Annotated in this window: 13 protein-coding genes; 4 read left to right on the top strand and 9 right to left on the bottom strand. The window is 71.5% G+C overall.

Going from position 1 to position 16,734, the window contains the following annotated elements; all coding sequences use genetic code 11:
- Nucleotides 1-40 precede the first annotated feature (40 nt).
- Entirely contained in the window at nt 41-493 is a 453-nt protein-coding gene (locus tag ACIHAR_RS04485) for a MarR family transcriptional regulator (RefSeq protein WP_365454676.1), read from the bottom strand.
- Nucleotides 494-598: 105 nt separating this feature from the next.
- Between ACIHAR_RS04485 and ACIHAR_RS04480 the strand changes: the two genes are divergently transcribed.
- Together ACIHAR_RS04480 and ACIHAR_RS04475 are read left to right on the top strand one after the other, a co-directional pair.
- The gene (locus tag ACIHAR_RS04480; RefSeq protein WP_400016831.1) at nt 599-1,618 is read left to right on the top strand and encodes an NADP-dependent oxidoreductase; all 1,020 of its coding nucleotides are present in this window, start codon (nt 599-601) and stop codon (nt 1,616-1,618) included.
- Between the two features lie 94 nt (nt 1,619-1,712).
- Nucleotides 1,713-2,132, top strand: a complete 420-nt coding sequence (locus ACIHAR_RS04475; protein ID WP_365454670.1) for an organic hydroperoxide resistance protein — start codon at nt 1,713-1,715, stop codon at nt 2,130-2,132.
- A 66-nt stretch (nt 2,133-2,198) separates the two neighbouring features.
- Here the strand turns inward: ACIHAR_RS04475 and ACIHAR_RS04470 are convergent, their stop codons facing one another.
- The 8 genes from ACIHAR_RS04470 to ACIHAR_RS04435 form a co-directional block, all read right to left on the bottom strand.
- Nucleotides 2,199-3,350, bottom strand: a complete 1,152-nt coding sequence (locus tag ACIHAR_RS04470; RefSeq protein WP_400016829.1) for a serine hydrolase domain-containing protein — start codon at nt 3,348-3,350, stop codon at nt 2,199-2,201.
- A complete protein-coding gene (locus ACIHAR_RS04465; RefSeq protein WP_400016827.1) occupies nt 3,347-5,908 on the bottom strand; it encodes a M14 family zinc carboxypeptidase in 2,562 nt (853 codons plus the stop codon). The genes ACIHAR_RS04470 and ACIHAR_RS04465 overlap by 4 nt, the downstream gene beginning before the upstream one ends.
- A gap of 282 nt (nt 5,909-6,190) precedes the next feature.
- Nucleotides 6,191-7,213: a galactofuranose ABC transporter, permease protein YjfF gene (yjfF, locus tag ACIHAR_RS04460; protein ID WP_365454661.1), complete on the bottom strand. Its 1,023-nt coding sequence runs from the start codon at nt 7,211-7,213 to the stop codon at nt 6,191-6,193.
- Nucleotides 7,213-8,322, bottom strand: a complete 1,110-nt coding sequence (locus ACIHAR_RS04455) for an ABC transporter permease (RefSeq protein ID WP_365455160.1) — start codon at nt 8,320-8,322, stop codon at nt 7,213-7,215. The genes yjfF and ACIHAR_RS04455 overlap by 1 nt, the downstream gene beginning before the upstream one ends.
- Before the next feature lie 11 nt (nt 8,323-8,333).
- A complete protein-coding gene (locus ACIHAR_RS04450) occupies nt 8,334-9,872 on the bottom strand; it encodes a sugar ABC transporter ATP-binding protein (RefSeq protein WP_400016824.1) in 1,539 nt (512 codons plus the stop codon).
- A 108-nt stretch (nt 9,873-9,980) separates the two neighbouring features.
- A complete protein-coding gene (locus tag ACIHAR_RS04445; RefSeq protein WP_365454655.1) occupies nt 9,981-10,988 on the bottom strand; it encodes an ABC transporter substrate-binding protein in 1,008 nt (335 codons plus the stop codon).
- A gap of 133 nt (nt 10,989-11,121) precedes the next feature.
- Nucleotides 11,122-12,162, bottom strand: coding sequence for a LacI family DNA-binding transcriptional regulator (locus tag ACIHAR_RS04440; RefSeq protein WP_400016820.1), 1,041 nt, complete (start codon nt 12,160-12,162; stop codon nt 11,122-11,124).
- A gap of 1,251 nt (nt 12,163-13,413) precedes the next feature.
- Complete coding sequence (locus tag ACIHAR_RS04435; RefSeq protein ID WP_400016817.1) at nt 13,414-14,253, bottom strand: hypothetical protein; 840 nt, start codon at nt 14,251-14,253, stop codon at nt 13,414-13,416.
- A gap of 256 nt (nt 14,254-14,509) precedes the next feature.
- On the opposite strand from ACIHAR_RS04435, the gene ACIHAR_RS04430 reads away from it, so the two are divergent.
- Both ACIHAR_RS04430 and ACIHAR_RS04425 read left to right on the top strand, forming a co-directional pair.
- Nucleotides 14,510-15,670 carry a mandelate racemase/muconate lactonizing enzyme family protein gene (locus ACIHAR_RS04430; RefSeq protein WP_400016815.1) on the top strand — a complete coding sequence of 387 codons (1,161 nt, stop codon included), beginning with the start codon at nt 14,510-14,512 and terminating at the stop codon, nt 15,668-15,670.
- Nucleotides 15,667-16,671, top strand: coding sequence for an alcohol dehydrogenase catalytic domain-containing protein (locus tag ACIHAR_RS04425; RefSeq protein WP_365454640.1), 1,005 nt, complete (start codon nt 15,667-15,669; stop codon nt 16,669-16,671). The genes ACIHAR_RS04430 and ACIHAR_RS04425 overlap by 4 nt, the downstream gene beginning before the upstream one ends.
- Nucleotides 16,672-16,734 lie beyond the last annotated feature (63 nt).

Below are 16,734 nucleotides of genomic sequence, written 5' to 3'. Positions count from 1 at the left end.
CGGGGCGGCACCGCGGAGGACGCGGTCGTGGCCCGGACTGTCAGGCCTCGGTCTCGCCGGTCGACAGCATCCGCTGCAGCAACCCCCGCAGCACCACCCGCTCCTCCTCCGCGAGTCCCGCCAGCGGCTCGCGGGCGAAGCGGAGCGACTCCCGCAGCCCCTTGGCCACCCGTCGTCCCTCCTCCGTGGCCGCCGCCAGCTTCACGCGGCGGTCGGCCGGGTCGGGGCGGCGCTCCACCAGACCGCGGGCTTCCAGGCGGTCGACGATTCCGGTCACGTTGGACGGCTCGCACTTCAGCCTGTTCGCCAGCTTCCGCATGGGCAGCGGCTCCAGGGAGAGCAGTCCGAGCAGCTTCGCCTGCGCGCCGGTGAGGGCGTGTCCGGCCGCGGCCTCCTCGTAGTCCGCGTGGTAGCGGGCCACGACCTCGCCGATCAGCTCGACGACTTCCATGGTCAGGGCGTCCGGACGAGGGGTCCGATGTGAGGTGGCCATGGTCCGAGGGTACCCCGCTTACTTGACATCCTGAAATATTCAGGAGCATGGTTGTTTCAGGTACTGAACCATTTTCGATCGCAGGCACGTGAAAGGCAGCCCCCCATGTCCGACTCCGCCCTCCCCGCCACCAGCCGCGAATGGCGCCTGCTCAGCCGCCCCGTCGGCTGGCCGAAGCCCGAGGACTTCGAGCTGGCCGAGGCGGAGATCCGCCGGCCCGGCCCCGGTCAGGTGCTCGTCCGCAACGAGTACCTCTCCGTCGACCCCTACATGCGCGGCCGCATGAGCGCCGCGAAGTCCTACGTGGCCCCCTTCGAGCTGGGCAAGGCCATGCAGGGCGGGGCCGTCGGCGAGGTCGTCGCCTCCGAGGCCGAGGGCATCGCCCCGGGTGACCACGTCCTGCACTTCGGCGGCTGGCGCGAGTACGCCACCTTCGACGCGCAGCAGGCCGTCAAGGTCGACCCCGAGGCCGCACCCCTCTCCACGTACCTCGGCGTCCTGGGCATGACCGGCCTCACCGCCTACGCGGGCCTGCTGCGCACCGCCTCCTTCAAGGAGGGCGACTCGGTGTTCGTGTCGGGCGCGGCGGGGGCCGTCGGCAGTCAGGTCGGCCAGATCGCCAGGCTGAAGGGCGCCTCCCGGGTCATCGGCTCGGCCGGCTCCGACGACAAGGTCAAGCTGCTCGTCGAGGAGTACGGCTTCGACGCCGCCTTCAACTACAAGAACGGCCCGGTCGCCGAGCAGCTGCGCGAGGCGGCGCCCGACGGGGTGGACGTCTACTTCGACAACGTCGGCGGGGACCACCTGGAGGCCGCCATCGGCTCCCTCAACCAGGGCGGCCGCATCGCCGTCTGCGGCATGATCTCGGTCTACAACAACACCGAGCCCGCTCCCGGCCCGAGGAACCTCGCCCGGCTCATCCAGACCCGCGGCCGCATCGAGGGCTTCCTGGTCGGCGACCACTACGACCTGCAGCCGCAGTTCGTCCGGGAGGTCGGCGGCTGGATCCGCTCCGGCGAGCTGAAGTACCGCGAGACGGTCGTCGAGGGCATCGAGAACAACCTGGAGGCCTTCCTCGGGGTTCTGCGCGGCGACAACACCGGGAAGATGATCGTCAAGCTGTAGGACTGTCGCCGGTTTTTCGACATGCGGTAACTTCTTTCCGAAACCGCCGTCGATCGTGGGCGCGAGTCGCGGCGGACGAGGAGAAGGACACCGCATGCCCATTCAGCAGTCCGACGTCCTGTACACCGCCGTCGCCACCGCCGAGAACGGCCGCGCCGGGCGGGTCGCCACCGACGACGGCAAGCTCGACCTCGTCGTCGATCCGCCCGTCGAGATGGGCGGCAGCGGCGCCGGAACCAACCCGGAGCAGCTGTTCGCCGCCGGTTACAGCGCCTGCTTCCAGGGCGCCCTCGGTGTCGTCGCCCGCCAGGAGGGCGCCGACGTCTCCGGCTCCACCGTCACCGCCAAGGTCGGCATCGGCAGGAACGACGACGGCTTCGGCCTGATCGTCGAGATCACCGCGACCGTCCCGCACGTGGACGCGGAGACCGCCCGGGCCCTGATCAAGAAGGCCCACGAGGTCTGCCCCTACTCGAAGGCGACCCGAGGCGACATCACCGTGACGCTCGCCTGACACCGGTCGTTGCGCACGGCGAAGGCCGCACCCCTGGACGTGGGGTGCGGCCTTCACCCTCTCCCCTCATCCGGCCAGCGCCGCGCTGTGCACCGCCCTCACGAACCGATCGTTCTCCGGGGCCGCCCCGCCCGGGTAGGCCCAGCGGCGGCGGGTGTAGCCGTAGGCCAGGCCGGAGCGGGGATCGGCGAAGCCCTGAGAGCCCGCGGCGCCGCTGTGGCCGAAGGCGCCGGCGCCGAGGAAGGGGTAGGCCATGGCGGCGGTCGCCTGGAAGCCGAGGCCGAAGGCGCGGTGGCCCTGGGACACCAGGTCGTGGCCGACGGAGTGGATCTGGCCGACCTCGGCGATGGTGTCGGGCTTGAGCAGCGGCGGCCGCCCGTCCAGCCCGCTGACGGCCGCCGCGTACATCCCGGCGATCCCGCGCGCCGCGGCCACCCCGCCCGCGGACGTCGGTCCCTTGGCGCGGACCAGGCGTGAGTTGGCGTGGTCCACCAGGGTCCCGGCGTCCGGCACATGCTCGTTGAACGCGATGGAGCCCAGCGTGTGCGGCCCCGTCGGTGTCGCGTCCAGCACCGCCTGCTGCTCCGGCGTCGGCGCCATCGGCAGCACGCTGCGGAACCGCGGCTCCAGCGCTTCGGGCAGCCCCAGATGGAAGTCCAGCCCGTACGGCGCCCGCACCCGCTCCTCGAACAGCTCCTGGGTGGTACGGCCGGTGGCCCGCCGCACCACCTCCCCGGTGAGCGCGCCGATCACGAGCGCGTGGTAGCCGAACGCCGTCCCCGGCCGCCAGAACGGACGCTGGTCGGCGATCCGTTCGGCGATCGCCCGGTCGTCGGCCAGCTCCTCCTCGCCGAACCCTGCGTCGAGACCCACCACGCCGGCCCGGTGCGCGAGCAGGTCCCGCAGGGTCACCGCACCCTTGCCCTCGGCGCCGAACTCCGGCCAGTAGTACGTGACCTTCCGGTCCAGCTCCAGGGTGCCGTCCTGCACTAGGAGCGCCACCACGAGGTGCGCCGCGCCCTTGGTCGTGGAGAACACGCCGTACAGGGAGTCGGCCGCCGCGCCCTCGCCGGCCCACAGGTCGACGACCTGCCTGCCGTGCACGTACGCGCACAGCTGCCCCTCGTAGTCCGGCCGTTCCCGGGCCACGAAGGCGGCGAACTCCTCCCTCACCGCCTCGAAACCGTCCGCGACGGTGCCGTGGATCTCCTGTGTCATCCGCTCTCCTCAACCAGACCGCTGCTTGCGTGTGCCATGGTGATCAAAGCCTGTGCGACCTGCGGGAACTGGCCCTTCGGGTGGTCCCGGAAGAGGGGTTCCGTGCCGAACAGGACGGCGTGCGGCGCGCTCACGGCCGAGGGCTGCCCGGCGGCGGCCGCGGGACCGCCCGCACCGTCGGCCAGGGCCCGCCAGTGGCCGGAGACGAGCGGGTTGCCGGCGGCGTACGACTGCTCGACACGCACACCGGGGCCCAGCCCGGTGAACCACACCGGCGCGTAGACGAAGCCGTGGTCGGGGGCGCCGGCCGTCACCGGCCCCGCATTCACCACCCGCACCACGCCGTTGGCGTCCCCGTTGCCCTCGACGGCCGTCACGTCCAGCAGCCCGGCGCCCGTGCCGAGCGCGGCCCCGTCGGCGCCCCGCCCGACCAGGCCGTGGCCCTGGAGGAAGGCGTCGAGGGCGCTCCGGGCGGCCACCGTCAGGGCGGCCCGGTCGAGCCCGGCCGACGCGAACAGCACGTCCACCGACGACCAGTCGAAACCGGCGTTGAGGACGGCCGTGGAGACCGGCGTGACGTCGAAGCCCATCTCGCGCAGCGCGAACAGCTCGCCGGCGGTGACGGCGGCGGCGACGCGGACGCGGTGCAGGGGGGTGGTGGCGCCGGTGCGGGAGGCCGTCGTGAAGGAGACGTCGTGCGTACGGGCCAGCTCGGCGGCCTGCCGCCGCGCCGACGCGGGGACGATCACGCTCCCGTCGGCGGCCCGCCGCACCTGCACGCCCTGCCGCAGGAGGGAGTTGAGGGCCGCGACCGCGGCCGGGTCGTCCAGCCGCAGCCGCAGGTCGCCGCGCGGGGCGACCGTGCCGACCGGGACGGCCCGCGTCACCGGCCGCAACGCGGCGGCGGCCGGGGAGCCGCCCTGGACGGCCACCACCTCCGCGCCCCACAGCCGTCCCAGGCTCCAGCCCGAGATGTCGTACATCACCGACACCTTGTCGCTGATGTCCCGCCCGTCGGCGAGCAGCACGTTCGCCAGGCCGCGCTTGGGCTGGCGCATGTCGACGACGTACGAGCCCGTGGCGTACGTCCGGCCGGCGAGGCGGAAGGGCCGGGTCGCGCGGGTGACGCGGACGTCGTTGGCGAGGAGGTGGCCGACGAGACGGGCGGTGGACGTGGGGGTGCTGCCCGCCGGAAGGACGTAGGCGCGCGGGAAGACGGTCGTGTAGACGTCCTCCGGGCCGATGCCCGGAACCCCCGGAACGGTCTCGGCGGACACCGGGACCTGTGCGGCCCCGGCCGCCCCGCGCCGGAACACCTCGATCTGGTCGGCTACGAGCGCGGTCCGCTCGGTCCGGACGAAGTCGAGGGTGGCGCGCAGGGCGGCGCCCGCCACGTCCACGTTGACGGCGGAACGGCGCCGCAGCTCGCTCTCCGGCAGGCTGGTGTAGGCCGCGTTGTTCACCTGGAGGGGGATCTCGACCGTGTGCGCGGCGACCGTGCCGTGGAAGGCGGCGTACTGGGGGGTGAAGATCGGGGGCCAGTCGTCCCAGCCCTCCTCCTGGTCCCGGAACGGGATCTGCGCGGGCCGCACGCCGTCCTTCGCGGGCGTGTAGCCGAGGCCGTTGACGGCGGCCTCCATGCCGAGGGCGTTGGCGTAGGTGTTCTTCAGGAAGAGGTCGTACTCGTAGTTCTCGCCGTGCGGCGGGGTGGTCGGCTCGATGAGGGTGCCGTTGACGTAGCCGTGCAGGTCCAGCATGACGGCCGGCTGCTTGTCGATCTCGATCTGCCGCATCGCGCGCGCCTCGGGCTGGGAGGCGGTGACGAAGTCCCGGTTCAGGTCGAAGCCGTTGGCGTTGGCGCGGGTGCCGGCGATGCGGCCGTCCGGGTTGGCGGTGATGTTGAAGTACAGCCGGCTGTGGGCGAGGAGGTCCCGGGTCCGCCGGTCGTCGGCGGTGGCGAGCTGCTCGATGAGCTCGAGGGAGGCGTCGGTGCCCTCCCACTCGTTGCCGTGGATGTTGTTGTTGAAGAAGACGGGTGTCTTGTACGCCGACTTCAGGGCGGGGTCCCCGGCCGCGACGGCGGGGGCGTTCTCGATGAGCGCGCGCATCCGTTCCTGGTCGCGGGCCTGACGGGGTGTCTCGGGGGCGGTGACGGTGACGAGGTACAGCCGGTGCCCGCCCGCCGAACGGCCCACCACCTCGACGCTCACCCGGTCACCGAGTGCCTGAAGGGCGTTCAGTCGCGGGGCGATGGCGTGGTACGGGGTGAGGCCGAGCTTGAGGGACTTGTCGGCGGGGTTCACGGGGTCGGGGGACAGCACCTGCCGCCGGGGGTAGCCGCGGGTGGCGGTGAGGTCGGGGGTGGGGGCGGTGAGTGCCTGACGGGCGGCGTGCAGCGGGGACCGAGCAGGCGCGGACACGGAGTCGCGGTCGCGGGTGACGGGTCCCGGTTCGGCGCCGGTGGCGGTGTGGGGGGTGAGCCATAAGGAGCCCGTCGTGGTGAGGGCGAGGGCGGCGAACAGGACAGGCCGGGCCGGGGTGGTTCTCGTGGTGCGCACGCGTACCTCCTCTGACTTCCTGCGATTCCTGGGACGGTGCTGCCGGAGATCGGTACGGCGAGGTGTACCTGTTCGACTCAACTGCAACAAGAGGGTGTTGGTGTCATCGGTAGCCCGGATGGCCTACCGCCCGCGCCGGACGCGGCCTTGCCGAGGGGCACCTCGTGCGCGTGAGGCCGGGGGGAGGGGCCGTGATGTCGGGTGCGCCGGCGGGACGGGAACGCGGAGTGGTCCGGCGCACGGGTACAGGTGCGCCGGACCACTGCGGACGGGAACGTCGGCTCAGGTCTGCTTACGGCTCGTCATGAAGCGCTGTACGAGGATGAACGCGCACAGCAGCACCCCGGTGGCGATCTTCGTCCACCAGGAGCTGAGCGTGCCCTCGAACTGGATGATGCTCTTGATCAGGCCCAGGACGAGGACGCCGAACAGGGTGCCCAGGACGTAGCCGGAGCCGCCCGTCAGCAGCGTGCCGCCGATGACGACCGCGGCGATCGCGTCGAGCTCCATGCCGGTGGCGTGCAGCGGGTCGCCGGACTGGATGTACAGCATGAACAGCAGGCCGGCCAGGGCCGAGCAGAAGCCGCTCACCGTGTACACGGCGATCTTCGTGCCGCCGAGCGGGAGACCCATCAGCAGCGACGACTGCTCGTTGCCGCCGATGGCGTACACGCGGCGTCCGAAGCGCGTGTAGTGCAGCACGTAGAAGGCGACGGCGAGCACCACCAGGGCCACGACCGCACCGATCGACAGGTCTCCCATGCCCAGCGACACACGCGTCTGGGCCAGGCTGCTCACCGAGGAGTCACTGATCGAGATCGACTCCTTGCTGATGACCAGGCACAGGCCGCGGAAGAGGAAGAGGCCGGCGAGGGTCACGATGAACGGCTGGATCTCGAAGTTGTGGATCACGTAGCCCATCAGGAAGCCGCCGAACGCGCCGACGCCCAGGGCGAGGAGGACGGCGAGCGGCAGCGGCACCCCCTGACGCTCCACCAGCCAGGCCGTGAACATCGTCGTGAAGCCGATCAGCGAGCCGACGGACAGGTCGATTCCGCCGGACAGGATCACGAAGGTGACGCCGACGGCGGCGACCAGCAGATAGCCGTTGTCGATGAACAGGTTGAGGAAGACCTGCGGTTCGGCGAACCCGTAGTACTGGTAGCGGCTGAGGCCCACGCCGTACATCACGAGGAAGAGCAGGGCCGTCGCCACGACGGGCAGGCGCCGGTCGCCGAGCAGACGCGCGGCCCTGGACGCGGTACGGCTGTCGGCTGCCGTGGGGCTCTGGGTGGTCGCGCTCATCACGACACCTCCATCTTGGGAGCGGCCTCGGTCGTCGCGGCGGTGTCCACCGGCGCCGGTGCCGGCCTGGCGCTTCCCCTCGCGCCGGAGCCGGCGCCGAACCTGGCGCCGAAGACCTTGGCGCGGAACTTCGGGGACTGGAGCAGGCAGACGACGATGACGACGGCGGCCTTGAAGACCAGGTTGGTCTGGGTCGGCACGCCGATGGTGTAGATCGTGGTGGTCAAGGTCTGGATGACGAGGGCGCCGACCACCGTGCCGCCGATGGAGAACCGGCCGCCGAGGAGAGAGGTGCCGCCGATCACCACGGCGAGGATCGCGTCGAGTTCGATCCACAGGCCGGCGTTGTTGCCGTCGGCGGCCGAGGTGTTGGAGCTGATCATCAGGCCCGCGATGCCCGCGCACAGCGCGCAGAACATGTAGACCATGATCTTGATGCGCCGGGACCGGATGCCGACCAGACGGCTGGCCTCGGCGTTGCCGCCGACCGACTCCACCAGCAGGCCGAGCGCCGTGCGGCGGGTCAGCATCACGGTGACGGCCACGACCACGGCCACCACGAAGATGGAGAAGGGCAGCGTCAGCCAGTAGCCGCCGCCGATCAGCTTGTACGGCTCGCTGTTGACGGTGATGATCTGGCCGTCGGTGATCAGCTGGGCGACACCGCGTCCGGCGACCATGATGATCAGTGTGGCGATGATCGGCTGGATGCCCATCCTGGCGACCAGGAAGCCGTTCCACAGACCGCAGACCACCGCGGCCAGCAGGCCCAGGCCCATGGCGAGCAGCACCCCGGACAAGGCGCTCTGGTCGGCCTGGTCGCTGATGTACGAGCAGGCCAGGGCGCCGGTGATGGCGACCACGGCGCCGACGGAGAGGTCGATGCCGCCGGTGGCGATGACCAGGGTCATGCCGACCGCCACCAGGATGAGGGGCGAGCCGAACAGCACGATCGAGACGAGGCTGCCGTAGAGGTGGCCGTCCGTCATCCGGATCGAGAAGAAGTCGGGCGTGAAGGGGACGTTGACGAGCAGCAGGACGACCAGGACCGCGAGGGGCCAGAAGAGGTGATGGTGCGTCAGCGCTCGCCAGCGGGACGGTGTGGTCACTGAGGGGGTGCTCACTGCTGCTCTCCGCTCGCGATGGTCTCCATGATCCGGCTGGTGGTGATGTCGGGTCCGTTGGCGATCCGCGCCACCAGCCGGCGGTCGCGCAGCACTCCGATGGTGTGGCTGAGCCGGAGTACCTCCTCCAGCTCGGCCGCGATGTACAGCACGGACATGCCGTCCTCGGAGAGGGAGACCACGAGTTTCTGGATCTCCGCCTTGGCTCCGACGTCGATGCCGCGCGTCGGTTCGTCCAGGATCAGCAGCTCGGGCTGGGTGATCAGCCAGCGGGCGAGGAGCACCTTCTGCTGATTTCCGCCGCTGAGCTGCCCCACGCGGGCCTCCGGGTTGGCGGGGCGGATGTCCAGCGCCTTGATGTACCGGGCGACGAGTTCGTCGCGCTGGGAGGCCGGGATCGGCCGGGTCCAGCCGCGGGCCGCCTGGAGGGCGAGGATGATGTTCTCGCGCACCGTCAGATCGGGAACCAGGCCCTCGGTCTTGCGGTTCTCCGAGCAGAACGCGACGCCGGCCCCGATCGCGTCGTTCGGGGCGCTCAGGGAGACCCGCCTGCCGCCGACGGTCAGCTTCCCGCTGTCCGGCTGGTCGGCGCCGAACAGCAGCCGGGCGAGCTCGGTACGGCCCGACCCGAGCAGTCCGGCGAGCCCGAGCACCTCGCCCTTCTTGATCTCCAGGTCGAAGGGGGCGATGCCGCCGGTCCTGCCGAGGCCGTCGGCCTTCAGCAGCGTCTCGCCGACGTCCGCGTGCAGCTGGTGGTCGTGGAGCTCCTCCAGCTGGTCCAGGGCCTTGCCGATCATGAGCTGGATCAGCCCGACCTGGTCGAGGTCGCCGACCATGTGCTCGCCGACGAGGGTGCCGTTGCGCAGGACGGTCATCCGGTCGCAGATCTCGTAGATCTGGTCGAGGAAGTGCGAGACGAACAGGATCGCCACGCCCTCGTCCCTGAGCCGCCGCATCAGGCGGAACAGCTCCTGCACCTCGTCGCGGTCGAGGCTGGACGTCGGCTCGTCCAGGACCAGCACCTTGGTGCCCGAGCCCTGGCCGTCGCTGTCGCCGGTGCCCACCGACCGTACGATCGCGACCAGTTGCTGCACGGCCAGCGGGTACGAGGACAGGGGCGCGGTGACGTCGATGTCGAGGCCGAGCCGGTCCACCAGCTCCGCCGCCTCCTTGCGCATCCGCTTCCACTGGATGCGGCCCAGGCGGGTCGGTTCGCGCCCGATGAAGATGTTCTCCGCCACCGACAGGTTGGGGCAGAGGTTCACCTCCTGGTACACCGTGCTGATGCCGGCGTGCTGCGCCTGCAGCGGGCTGCCGAACAGCACGGACTTCCCGTCCAGGGTGATGGTGCCGCCGTCCAGGGAGTAGACCCCCGTCAGCACCTTGATCAGGGTGGACTTGCCCGCCCCGTTCTCGCCCATCAGGGCGTGGATCTCGCCGGGGAAGAGCCGGAAGTCGACGCCCGACAGAGCCCGTACCCCCGGAAACTCCTTGACTATGCCCGTCATCTTCAGGACGGGCCGCGGCTCTGCCATGGCAGCGCTCCTCATGGGATCGGTTCAGGAGATTGCTTCAGGCCCGCAGGGAGCCCCGGGACCGGTGGCCCGGTCGGCCGGTGGCTCCCTGCCGGTGGGTGCGGTCGGTCAGTACTTGCGGTCGGGGAGCGCGGCGGCGGCCTGGTCCTGCATGAAGTCGCTCTCCTCGGTCTTGATCCAGCGCTCGACCGTCTCGCCGTCCTTGACCTTCTTCACGACGTCCATGAGCTGGGGGCCGAGCAGCGGGTTGCACTCGACGATGGCGTTGATCTTGCCTTCGGACATGGCGACGAAGCCGTCCTTCACGCCGTCGATCGAGACGATGAGGATGTCCTTGCCGGGCTTCTTGCCGGCCGCCTCGATGGACTGGATGGCGCCGATGGCCATGTCGTCGTTGTGCGCGAAGAGGACGTTGATGTCCGGGTTGGACTGCAGGAAGGCCGCCATGACCTGCTTGCCGCCGGCACGGGTGAAGTCACCGGTCTGGCTGACGACGATCTTCCAGTCGTCCTTGTGGCTCGCGTCCATGACCTCCTTGAAGCCCTTGGCGCGCTCGATCGCCGGGGCGGCGCCGGTGGTGCCCTCCAGCTGGGCGATCTTCACCGCGCCCTTGTGGCCGGCCTTCTCCAGGACCTTCTCGAGGATCTTGGCGGCGCGGCGGCCCTCGTCGGTGAAGTCGGAGCCGACCAGGGTGACGTACAGGGACTCGTCGGAGGTCTCCACCGAGCGGTCGGTGAGGACCACCGGGATCTTCGCGGCCTTGGCCTCCTTGAGCACCGCGTCCCAGCCGGTGACGACCACCGGGGAGAAGGCGATGACGTCCACCTTCTGCGCGATGTAGCTGCGGATCGCGGAGATCTGGTTCTCCTGCTTCTGCTGGGCGTCGGAGAACTTCAGGGTGTAGCCGGCCTCCTTGGCGGCGTCCTTCACCGACTGGCTGTTGGCGGTGCGCCAGCCGCTCTCCGAGCCGACCTGGGAGAAGCCGAGCGTGATCGTCTTGCTGCCGCCCCCGGAGGAGGAGCCGGAAGCGCCCTCGTCCTTCTTCGCGCAGGCCGCGAGGCCGCCCGCGGCCGCCACTCCGACCGCAGCGGTGAGGAAGTTCCTTCTGTTGAGCATGTTCTTCTCCTTTGAAGAGCCGGCCCGGGAGGGACCCGCTGGTACTCGATGGGACCGGCCGCACTGCGTCCAGCCTGTCGATCATTGTTCGAAATGTCGGCCACACTGCTGGCGAGAGCGGCCTGTCGGTCCGTCAGAGGGGTACGCCCTCGGCTTGCGGGGTGGACGGGAAAGTACTGGCGCGGACGACGAGTTGGGGTTCGATCGCGATCCGGGGCGTGGTGGGTGGCCGGCCCTCGATCAGCTCCAGGAGCAGCGCGATGCCCCGCTTGCCCACCGTCGCGAAGTCCTGCCGGACGGTGGTGAGGGGAGGCGCGAAGAACTCCGACTCCGGGACGTCGTCGAAGCCGACCACGGCGACGTCCTGGGGGGTTCGGACGCCCGCCTCGCGCAGGGCCCGCAACACCCCCAGTGCCATCTGGTCGTTGGCGACGAAGACGGCGGTCAGCCCCCGGCCCACCCAGCCGGCCAGTTCCTGGCCCGCGCGGTAGCCCGACAGCGGACTCCAGTCCCCCCGCAGCAGCATGGGCGGCTCGATGCCCGCCGCTTCCAGGGTGGCCCGCCAGCCCTCGGCCCGGTCGGCCGCCTCCTGCCAGTCCTCGGGCCCGGCGAGGTGCCAGACCCGGCGGTGGCCGGCCGCGAGCAGATGGCCGGTGGCCAGCCGCGCTCCGAGGTGCTGGTCCACGCTGACGCTGGGGATGTCCACGCCCCCGCTGCCCACGACCACCACCGGGAAGGGGTACCGCAGTCCGGCCAGGGCGTCCACCGCCGACCGCTGCGGGGCGATGGCGACCACCCCTTCCACTCCGCCCTCGCTGAGGTGGTCCAGAGCCTCGGACAGCTTCTCCACGGTCAGTTCACGCAGGCTGACCGTCGAGACGAGATAGCCCTCGGCACGCGCCGCCTCCTCGAGCGCGAACAGGGTGCTGGCGGGCCCGTAGAGCGTGGTGTCGGAGGCGACCACCCCCAGGGTCCGGGTGCGCCGGGTCGCCAGGGCCCGTGCGGAGGAGTTGCGGCGGTAGCCCATCTCCTCGATCGCGCGCAGCACCCTGGCCCGCGTCTCGTCCCGCACATTCGGGTGATCGCCCAGGACGCGGGACACGGTCTGGTGGGACACGCCGGCCAGACGTGCCACGTCGGCCATGGTGGGCGGCCGAAGCTGTGCGTGGGTCACGGCCGCACCTCCTTGGCGGTCGTCTGCCGATAAGGCCCGGGACGTGAGCGGTCGACCCCGCGCCACCGGCTTCACGCCGGGCTTCCGCAAGGCCCGACGCCGTCGGCCGGGACGGCGGGTCGAGGTTCTGCGGGCAGGACGCTCACACCTCCCGTACCGGCGTTGGAAGTTGACTTGTTCATGCGGACGTCATTGTGAGCGCTAACAATTCACGACGGTCAAGGGGTGTGCACCGGATGGTCGTCACGGTTGAATAACGTGCCGGCGGCCGGAGTCGGGAACGCCCGCGGTCCGGCCGCACTCGCCGCCCGGCGTCGCGGCCCGCGCACCAGGTCACGACGGCAGGCGGATCCGCCCGGTGCGGCACCGCGTTCTCCGGCGGTTCGAGGCGCGCTCCGCGCCGGCCGACGGCCGCACGCGGATCAGCGGGCCGATGCGGGCCCGATTCAGGCCCGCGCCAGGGATGTTGGCGGTTCCAGGCGGCTGCGGCGCCGTCCGGCACGGGCTCGCCCAGCCGGGCTTCCGCCCGGCACGGGCTCGTCCAGCCGGGCTTCCGGCCCGCACGGGCTCGTCCAGCCGGGCTTCCGCCCCGCACGGGCTCGCCCAGCCGGGCTTCCGCCCCGCACGGGCTCGCCCAGCCGGGCTTCCGCCCCGCACGGGCTCGCCCAACCGGGCTTCCGCCCCGCGCGGGCTCGCCCAGCCGGGCTTCCGCCCCGCACGGGCTCGTCCAACCGGGCTTCCGCCCCGCACGGGCTCATCCAACCGGGCTTCCGCCCGGCACGGGCTCATCCAACCGGGCTTCCGCCCCGCGCGGACTCGTCCAACCGGGCTTCCGCCCCGCACGGGCTCGTCCAACCGAGCTTCCGCCCCGCACGGGCTCGTCCAACCGAGCTTCCGCCCCGCACGGGCTCGTCCAACCGAGCTTCCGCCCGGCACGGGCTCATCCAGCCGGCTTTCCGTACCGCGCGGGCTCGTCCAGCCGACTTTCCGCCCGCTGGAGCGCTCACAGCGGACGCCCGCCCGGCCCAGGCGTCGGAGAGCGATCCGCGGGCGACCGGAGCCCAGGGCCTGTCCTGCGGATCAGGTCGCGGGGAGGAGACGGTGCTCGTTCAGTGCCGGGGAGCGGGGTCCGGCGCGTGCGGCTGCAAGGCGGAGGAGGGCGGTGATGCGGAGAGCGTCGGCAGCCGGCGACAACGCCGCGGGCGGGCGTGCCGGACCCCGCGTCTGCGGCCCGATCCGAACGTCAGGCCCCTAGGAGCACCACCACAGGAAGCGGGTGCACGTCTCCGTCGGAGACGGTTCGGGCTTCGGGGGCTCCTCCGACGGCGTGGGGTCGGCGGTCGGGGCGGAGTCGGAGGCCGACGGGGCCGTCGGCACGGCGGAGCCGGGGAGGGTGGCCGACTGGGCTTCCCTCGGGGTCGGCGTGGAGTCGCTCGGGGACGCCGACGGGGAGGCGGAGGCGCTGGAGGAGGACGAGGCGCTGGGGGAGGGCGAGGCCTCGTCCGCGCCCGCGTCCGTCCTGTCGTCCAGGGGCCGGCCGGACACGCTCGGCTCCTCCGTGGAGCCGTCGATCTCGGAGGACTCGCCCCCGGCCGCAGCCGGGTCCGGCGGGGAGGAGGAGAACCCCGGTGCGTCCACGCCGAGTTCGGCCAGGCTCAGGGCACCCGCCGCCAGGACGAAGCCGGCGGTTATCAGCACCGTACGTCTGCGGCGCCGGCGATGGACGGCCGCCTTGCGGTCGCGACGGCTCGCGTCCGGTGTCGCGGCGGCCGTGCTCCCCGCGCCCCGCCTGCCGCCCCGGCCCTGCTCGCGGCGGCGCTCCGCGCGGCCCCGCGGCTCGCCGTCGTCGCCCTCGTGATCGCCGTGACGGTCGGGACCGTCCTGATCACCGTGGTCGGCCGGAGCGTGACGGTCGGCCGGAGTGTGGTGGTCGAGCGGAGCGTGGTGGTCGACCTGAGGGTGGTGGTCGCCGTACGACTCCGGCTCGGACGCGTCCTGCGGATACGCGCGTAGCTGTTCGGCAGGTGCGCCGCACCCCGGGCAGGCGAGGGCGCCGTTGAGGTGCCGTCGGCACGGGTGGCAGTAGTCCATGACGCGGGAAGACTAGGTGCCCGGAGCGTCGCGTTCCTAGGTGCGCTCGGTGAAAGTTGTGTGGGAACCGGCCATACCGGTGCGGCGACTTGAGTGACCTGGCGCACACCGCTATACGCCACATCCCACAAGGGACGTCGAAACTGCCGAAACCGTTACCTGTTCGACCCATTGACACCCCCGTCGCGCCGTCCATAGTGTCTGGCCAGCATTTCGAACAGGTGACGAAATCTCGAACAGCCGAAAGGTAACTTCCGTGCGCATCACCGGAATCAGCACGCATGTGGTCGGGACGCCGTGGCGCAACCTGACCTACGTCCTGGTGCACACCGACGAGGGCATCACGGGTGTCGGCGAGACCCGCATGCTGGGCCACACCGACGCACTGATCGGCTACCTGCGTGAGGCCGAGGCCAACCACATTCTCGGTTCCGACCCGTTCGCTGTCGAGGACCTCGTGCGCCGGATGAAGTACGGCGACTACGGGCGCGCCGGCGAGATCGTGATGTCGGGCATCGCCGTCGTCGAGATGGCCTGCTGGGACATCAAGGGCAAGGCCCTCGGGGTCCCGGTGTGGCAGCTGCTCGGCGGGAAGGTGACCGACAAGGTCAAGGCCTACGCCAACGGCTGGTACACCACCGAGCGGACGCCCGAGGCCTACCACAAGGCGGCCCAGGGCGTCATGGAGCGCGGGTACAAGGCGCTCAAGATCGACCCCTTCGGGACCGGCCACTTCGAGCTGGACCACGAGCAGACCCTCTACGCCGTCTCCCTCATCGAGGCCGTGCGCGACGCCATCGGGCCGGACGCCGAGCTGATGCTGGAGATGCACGGCCGCTTCTCCCCCTCCACCGCCGTCCGCCTCGCCAAGGAGCTCGCTCCCTTCAAGCCCGCCTGGCTGGAGGAGCCCTGCCCGCCGGAGAACCTGAAGGCGCTGGAGAAGGTCGCCGCCAAGGTCGACATCCCCGTGGCCACCGGTGAGCGCATCCACGACCGCATCGAGTTCCGCGAGCTCTTCGAGAACCAGGCCGTGGACATCATCCAGCCGGACGTCGGCCACATCGGCGGCATCTGGGAGACGCGCAAGCTCGCCGCGACCGCCGAGACGCACTACATGCTCGTCGCTCCCCACAACGTGGGCGGGTCGGTGCTCACCGCCGCCTCCCTCCAGGTCGGCTTCACCTCCCCGAACTTCAAGATCCTCGAGCACTTCAACGACTTCGCGGACGCGGAGATCAAGAAGGTGGTCAAGGGGGCGCCGGAGGTCGTCGACGGCTACTTCCACCTCTCCGACGCGCCGGGCCTCGGTGTCGAGCTGGACGTCGACGCGGCGGCCGAGTTCCCGCAGCAGCAGGCCCGCTTCGACCTGTGGGCCGAGGGCTGGGAGCAGCGCAAGCCGAAGGGCACGCAGAAGTGAGCACCGCCGTCGTCGTCGAGGCGCCCGGCGAGCACCGGCTCACCGAGCACACGCCTCGCGAGCCCGGCCCCGGGGAGGCGCTCGTGCGGGTGCACGCCGTGGGCATCTGCGGCAGCGACCGCGAGGTGTACCAGGGCAACCGGCCCGAGGGGTACGTCCGCTATCCCCTGACGCCCGGCCACGAGTGGTCGGGGACGGTCGAGGCGGTGGGCGCCGGGGTGCCGGAGTCGCTCGTGGGCCGCAAGGTCGTGGGCGAGGGCTTCCGCAACTGCCAGGTGTGCGACCGCTGCCACGCGGGCGAGACCACGCTGTGCACGGACGGGTACGAGGAGACCGGGTTCACCCAGCCGGGTGCGATGGCCGCCACGCTCACCCTGCCGGCCCGGCTGCTGCACGTCCTGGCCGAGGACGCCGACCTGACGGCGGCGGCCCTGCTGGAGCCGGCCGCCTGCATCGCGGCCGCCGCGATCAAGGCGCACGCCCTGCCGGGCGAGCGGGTCGCGGTCGTGGGGACGGGGACGCTGGGCATGTTCGCCGTCCAGTTCCTCAAGGCGGGCTCACCCTGCGAGCTGCTGGTCGTGGGCACGCGCGACGACCGGGAGGCCCTCTCCCGGCGGTTCGGGGCCACCGACTTCCGCACCCGGGACCAGGAGCTGCCCGACGACTTCGACGTCGTGATCGAGACCGCCGGGTCGGCGTCCGCCGCACGGACCGCCGCCTCCCTGCTGAGGCGCGGCGGGCGGCTGGTGCTGACGGGCATCCCGGCGCCGGGCGCCGACGGGCTCGACCCCACGGACCTGGTCGTACGGCAGCTGGAGGTGCACACCGTCTTCGGCGCGCCGCCGGACGCCTGGTCGCACACGGTGCGGGTGTTCGGGGCCGGGCTGCTCGATCCGCTGCCGCTGGTCACGCACGAGCTGCCGCTCGCCGCGTTCTCCGAGGCGATCGAGCTGGTGGGCTCCGGCGATCCGAAGGTGGGCAAGGTCCTGCTCCGCCCCTAGACGTACGCCGGTGCGGGGGCGACCTGACGGCCCCCGTACCGGCGTACACCCAGGCCCCCCATG

Source organism: Streptomyces sp. NPDC052016, assembly GCF_044548445.1.
Lineage (GTDB): Bacteria > Actinomycetota > Actinomycetes > Streptomycetales > Streptomycetaceae > Streptomyces.
The sequence above is the reverse complement of the archived record's forward strand: the minus strand, read 5'-3'. Positions and strand labels throughout refer to the sequence as shown.